Source organism: Streptomyces acidicola, assembly GCF_009377235.1.
Classification (GTDB): domain Bacteria; phylum Actinomycetota; class Actinomycetes; order Streptomycetales; family Streptomycetaceae; genus Streptomyces; species Streptomyces acidicola.
Map to the genome: position 1 here is coordinate 23,287 of NZ_VMNX01000108.1, position 6,025 is coordinate 29,311.

A 6,025-nucleotide genomic window follows, 5' to 3' on the forward strand; every position below is an offset into this window, starting at 1 on the left:
ACGCCTGTTGGGAGCCGCGATGACGCACCTCCATGGCAAGCACCTGCCGAGACACGAGCGCGGACCGGGCCAGGGCAAGGTCCTGGCCACCGTGATCGGCCTCGTGGCCGCGCTGGGCCTCGGCGCGATCGGGGAGGCCAGTGCCGCACCGACCGTGAACCTCTGGAGCGACACGGCACACGGCTTCGCCTCCCTCGACGGCGGTACCACCGGTGGCGCGGGCGGCAAGGTGGTGACCGTCACCGACCAGGCGTCGCTGGAGAAGTACGCGGCCGCCGAGGAGCCGTACGTCATCCGGGTCGCCGGCACGATCAAGGCCGAGCCCTTCGGAGCGAACGTCGTCGTCGCCTCGGACAAGACCATCATCGGAGTCGGTACCGAGGGAGAGCTCGTTCAGGGCGAGTTCCACCTCAACCCGGGCACCCACAACGTGATCATCCGGAACCTGACCATCCGGGACTCCGCGATCGAGGGCGACTGGGACTGCAAGGACACCGACTTCGACGGCATCCAGATGGATTCCGTGCACCACGTCTGGGTCGACCACAACCGCTTCTCACGGATCTGCGACGGCCAGCTCGACATCCGCAAGGACAGCGAGTACATCACCGTCTCCTACAACCAGTTCACGGACAGCAACAAGACGTTCGGCATCGGCTGGACCCCGAACGTGAAGACCCAGATCACCATCGACCACAACTGGTTCCGCAACACCAAGCAGCGCAAACCGTCCGCCGACAACTGCGCCTACGCGCACCTCTACAACAACTACCTGTCGGCGCAGCTCGCGGACGGCGACCCCGTGTGGACGTACGGCAACTGGTCGCGCGGCCGGACGAGGATGGTCATCGAGAACGGCTACTACGACGGTGTCCAGCACCCGTACCAGGCCGACGCCACCGCCGAGTTGGTGCAGCGCGGGTCGATCCTCAAGAACACGACGGGCCGGCAGGACGAGTGGGGTGCCGCCTTCGACCCGAAGGACTTCTACGCCTACCGGCTCGACCCGGCCGCCGCCGTCCCCGCCCTGGTCACCCGCTTCTCCGGGCCCCAGAAGCAGCTCGGTACGCACACCGTGTGAACGAGCCGGCCGGCCGCACGGACGCGGCTGAGCCCGCTCGGCAGTCCAAGAGCCCCCACAACTTCACAGCAAACCCTCGTTGGATCCAGAAGAAGAGAGCCGTTCAATGAAGATCAGCATTCGCAGAAGCAGGCGCGCCGCCGTGGCCGTCGCCCTGGGATCCGCCCTGGCCCTGACCGCCACCGCCTGCGGCGACGACGGCAGCGGCGCGGGCGGCGACAAGGGCGCCGAGGGCAGCGGCAAGGGCGAGATCGTCTTCTGGGACAACAACGGCGGTGTCCGCACGGACATCTGGAAGGAGATCATCGCCGACTTCGCGAAGGCGAACCCGGACATCAAGGTCAAGTACGTCGGGATCGCGGCCACCGAGTACCAGTCCAAGGTCGACACCGCCCTCCAGGGCGGCGGCCTGCCGGACGTCGGGGGCGTCGGCGCGGCGATGATCGCCGGTTTCGCCGCCCAGAACGCGCTGGAGCCGCTGGAGGGCCGCCTCTCCAAGTCGTCCCTCGACGGCGAGATCAACAAGGACATGGTCACGTCGTTGCAGGCCGCGGGCGGCGACGACAAGCACCTGTACTCGATCCCGACGTCCGCCAACAACGGCGTCCTCTACTACCGCACCGACCTGTTCGAGAAGGCGGGCCTGGACGAGCCGACCACCTGGCCGAAGTTCTACGAGGCCGCGGAGAAGCTCACCGACAAGGGCAAGAACGAGTTCGGCTACACCATCCGCGGTGGCGCCGGCTCCATCGCCCAGGCCCTGGACGCGATGTACGGGCAGACCGGCATCACCTCGTTCTGGGACGCCGGCGGTGAGAAGACCACGGTCAACGACCCGAAGAACGTGGCGGCCCTGGAGAAGTACGTCGACCTCTACAAGAAGGTCACCCCGGCGGCCGACCTCAACAACGACTTCACCAAGATGGTCGCCCAGTGGGACTCCGGCACGATCGGGATGCTGAACCACAACCTCGGCTCCTACCAGGACCATGTGAAGGCCCTCGGCACCGACAAGTTCCGGGGCATCCCGCAGCCGATCGGGCCCGGCGGGAAGCGGGTGCAGGTCTCCAACCCGATCGACGGGCTCGGAGTGTTCAAGGCCTCCAAGAACAAGGAGGCCGCCTGGAAGTTCATCGAGTTCGCCAGCTCGAAGGCGGAGAGCTCCAAGTTCAACGAGTCCGCGGGCCAGGTCCCGGCGAACACGGAGGCCGCCAACGACGAGTGGATCATCAAGGCCGAGCCGACGAAGCTGGCCGCCGATGCGCTGTCCGACGGGTCCACGACGATCGTGCAGCTGCCGTACTACCTGCCGGACTGGAACACGATCTCCAAGACCGACAACGAGCCGAACTTCCAGAAGGTCATGAACGGGTCCATGAGCGCGAAGGACTTCCTGGACACGCTGGCCGACCAGCTGAACACGGCTCAGGCCGAGTGGAACGAGCAGAAGGGCCAGTAGCCCTCCGGATCCCGCGCCCCTGAAGGACTTCGTCGCTGAAGGGGCGCGGGGCACCCCGCCCCATGGGAAAGGCACCACTGGACCCCTGCCTTCAGTACGCCTGTTGAGAAAGGCACCCCCGTGTCACTCACCCGCAGACAGGTCACCACCGCGGCGCTCGCCGCCGTTCCCCTCTCCGTCGCGGCGACGCCCCACGCGGCCGCGGCCGGCTCCCGGCGCGTCCGGACGATCTACGTCGCCGGCGACTCCACCGCCGCCCAGAAGTACGCCGACGCCGCCCCCGAGACCGGCTGGGGCATGGCGCTTCCCTTCTTCCTGAGCAAGGACGTGGTCGTCGCCAACCACGCGGTGAACGGCCGGAGTTCGAAGAGCTTCGTCGACGAGGGGCGACTGGACGCCGTCCTCGGCGCGATCCGGCCCGGCGACCTCCTCCTGGTCCAGTTCGGGCACAACGACTCCAAGGCCGAGGATCCCGCCCGCTACACCGAGCCCTGGACGACGTACCAGGACCATCTGCGCCAGTACGTCGACGGTGCGCGGGCCCGGGGCGCGCGACCTGTGCTTGCCACCTCCGTGGAACGCCGGCGGTTCGACGCCGAGGGCAACGCCGTGCGCACCCTCGGGGACTATCCGGCGGCCATGCGCGCCCTCGCCGAGGAGGAGGGCGTCGCGTTGCTCGACATCGAGGCGCTGTCGTTCGCGCTGTGGCAGAGGCTCGGTGTCGAAGAGACGAAGAAGTACTTCAACTGGACTGCCACCGAGCAGGACAACACGCATTTCAATCCGCCGGGTGCGATCGCTGTCGCGCGGCTCGTGGCGGGTGAGCTGGTGCGTCGTCGCGTGCTCGCCGACCGGGATGTGCGTCGGCTCGACGACGAGATCCCGGACTCCTGGATCAGCTGGCCCGAGGCGTAGCCGTACACGGGCACAGCCCTCCGCCCCCTCGTTCTTGAAAGGAACCGCACACATGGCTCCCCGTATCTGGCATGCCCACGTCATCACCTGCACCGCGCTCGTCCTCGCCGTCACCGGCACACCCGCCCACGCCCAGGACCGCGACCTCGGCCGTGAGACCCTCGCCGCGGGCGACGGGTGGGCCTCCGAGGGCACCGGCACCACCGGTGGCTCGGCCGCCGACGCCACACACGTCTACACCGTCACCACCTGGGACGAGTTCAGAGCCGCGCTCAAGGACGGCGGGGACGCCCCGAAGATCATCAAGGTCAAGGGGATGATCGACGCCGTGTCCGAGGGCTGTGACGCGTTCGAGGCCGAGGGGTACGACTTCCAGCAGTACCTCGCCGACTACGACCCGGCCGTCTGGGGCCACGACACCCCGGTCAGCGGCGAGCAGGAGGACCTGCGGGCCGCGTCCGCCGCCGGCCAGGACCAGGCCATCAAGGCGAACGTCCCCGCCAACACCACCATCGTCGGTGTCGGGAAGGACTCGGGCATTCTCGGCGGCAGCCTCCAGATCAAGGGCGTCGACAACGTCATCCTCCGCAACCTCACCATCGAGGCCCCGGTCGACTGCTTCCCGCAGTGGGACCCGACGGACGACAACAAGACCGGCGCCTGGAACTCCGAGTACGACGGCGTGGTCGTCTACGGCTCCACCCACGTGTGGATCGACCACAACACGCTCAGCGACGGCCGCTACCCGGACAGCTCCCTGCCGTCGTACTTCGGCAAGGTCTACCAGCAGCACGACGGCCTGGTCGACATCGTGCGCGGCGCCAACCACGTGACGGTGTCCTGGAACTCCTTCAAGGACCACGACAAGACGATGCTGATCGGCAACAGTGACGGCGCCGGCTCCACCGACTCGGGCAAGCTCAAGGTCACGCTGCACCACAACCGCTTCGAGGGCATCGTCGAGCGCGCGCCACGCGTCCGGTTCGGGCAGGTCGACACGTACAACAACCACTACGTGGTGACCGCGGGCCAGAAGTTCGGCTACACCTTCGGCATCGGCGCCTCCTCGCAGTTGTTCGCCACGGACAACGCCATCTCCCTCCCCGCCGGAGTCAGCGCCGCCAAGACCCTGAAGAAGTGGAGCGAGGCGCCGCTCACCGCCGAGAACAACTACGTCAACGGGAAACTGACGGATCTGATCGCGGTCCACAACGCCGAGATCCCGGAGGAGACCCTCCAGTCCGGCGCCGGGTGGACGCCGACGCTGCGTACGAAGGTCGACTCGCCGCGGGCCGTGCCCGGGATCGTCGGGCAGCGCGCGGGTGCCGGAAAGGTCTGCTGAGCATGGACACACCAGTAGTCGGCAGACGGTCGTTCGTGGTCGCGAGCGTCGGGGCCGCGCTCGCCCTCGGGGCCGGCGGGAACGCCCACGCCGGCGGGCGCTCTCCCTTCGGGCGCTCTCCTTTCGGACGGTACGGGTCGCCGTCGGCGCGGCCGACCGAGCGGACCCTGTACGTCCACCCCGGCGGGCTCGGCGACCACACCACCGTCCAGGCCGCCGTGACCGCGGCCGCGGGCAGCGGATACACCCTGGTCATCGCGCCGGGCACCTACCGCGAGACGGTAGCGGTGAGCGTCGCGCACACCGGGATGACCTGGATCGGTGCCTCCGGCGACGCCCGGGACGTCGTGGTCGTGTACGACAACGCCGCCGGCACCCCGAAGCCCGGCGGCGGCACCTACGGCACCACCGGATCGGCGACCACCCTCGTCCAGGCCGACGGGTTCACCGCGCGGGACATCACCTTCGCCAACGACTGGCTCCGCGCCGACCACCCCGGGATCACCGGCACCCAGGCCGTCGCCATCAAGGTGCAGGGGGACCGCTCGGCGTTCGAGCGGTGCCGGTTCCTCGGGCACCAGGACACGCTGTACGCCGACTCGATGGCGCTCGGCACGTATTCCCGCCAGTACTTCCGGGACTGTTACGCCGAGGGCGACGTGGACTTCGTCTTCGGACGGGCCACCGCCGTCTTCGAGCGCTGCCACTTCCGCACCGTGATCCGCACGGACCTGACCGGGGCTCCCCACGGATTCGTGTTCGCGCCGTCGACCGCGGTCGCCAACCCGCGCGGCTACCTGGTGACCGGGAGCCGTGTCACCAGTGAGGCGCCCGACGGCTTCTACAAGCTGGCCCGTCCGTGGGTACCCAGCTCCGACACCACCGCTCGGCCCATGTTGACCGTGCGCGAGACCCGCCTCGGGGCCGGCATCGACGCGGTGGCGCCCTACACCACCATGTCCTCCGGCTACCCCTGGCAGGACCAGCGGTTCGCCGAGTACCGCAACACCGGGCCCGGAGCGGTCATCTCGGTTCCCGAGAACCGGCCCCAACTCACGGTCGGCGAGGCCGAGTCGCACACCCGGGAGACGTACCTCGGGGACTGGAGGCCGTATGAGTGCCCATGACCGGGTGGGACGGCGGGCGTTCGTGGTGGGAACCGGGGCGGCGGCGCTCTTCGCCGGAGCCGGAGCGGCAGCCGGGGCCGGGGCCGGGGCGGGAATCGGAG

4 protein-coding genes and 1 pseudogene are annotated in these 6,025 nt (G+C 68.8%); all 5 read left to right on the top strand.

The annotated features are described in order from the left end of the window. Positions 1–19: 19 nt before the first annotated feature. Positions 20–1,078 (top strand): annotated as a pseudogene (locus FPZ41_RS25740) (pectate lyase family protein); the annotation flags it as partial. 109 nt (positions 1,079–1,187) lie between these two features. Then, on the top strand, positions 1,188–2,540 hold the full coding sequence (locus FPZ41_RS25745) for an ABC transporter substrate-binding protein (RefSeq protein ID WP_152866071.1): 1,353 nt from the start codon (positions 1,188–1,190) through the stop codon (positions 2,538–2,540). 120 nt (positions 2,541–2,660) lie between these two features. Beyond that, entirely contained in the window at positions 2,661–3,455 is a 795-nt protein-coding gene (locus FPZ41_RS25750) for a rhamnogalacturonan acetylesterase (RefSeq protein ID WP_322620719.1), read from the top strand. 52 nt (positions 3,456–3,507) lie between these two features. After that, on the top strand, positions 3,508–4,797 hold the full coding sequence (locus tag FPZ41_RS25755; RefSeq protein WP_152866072.1) for a pectate lyase family protein: 1,290 nt from the start codon (positions 3,508–3,510) through the stop codon (positions 4,795–4,797). A 2-nt stretch (positions 4,798–4,799) separates the two neighbouring features. Next, positions 4,800–5,924 carry a pectinesterase family protein gene (locus FPZ41_RS25760; protein WP_152866073.1) on the top strand — a complete coding sequence of 375 codons (1,125 nt, stop codon included), beginning with the start codon at positions 4,800–4,802 and terminating at the stop codon, positions 5,922–5,924. Positions 5,925–6,025 lie beyond the last annotated feature (101 nt).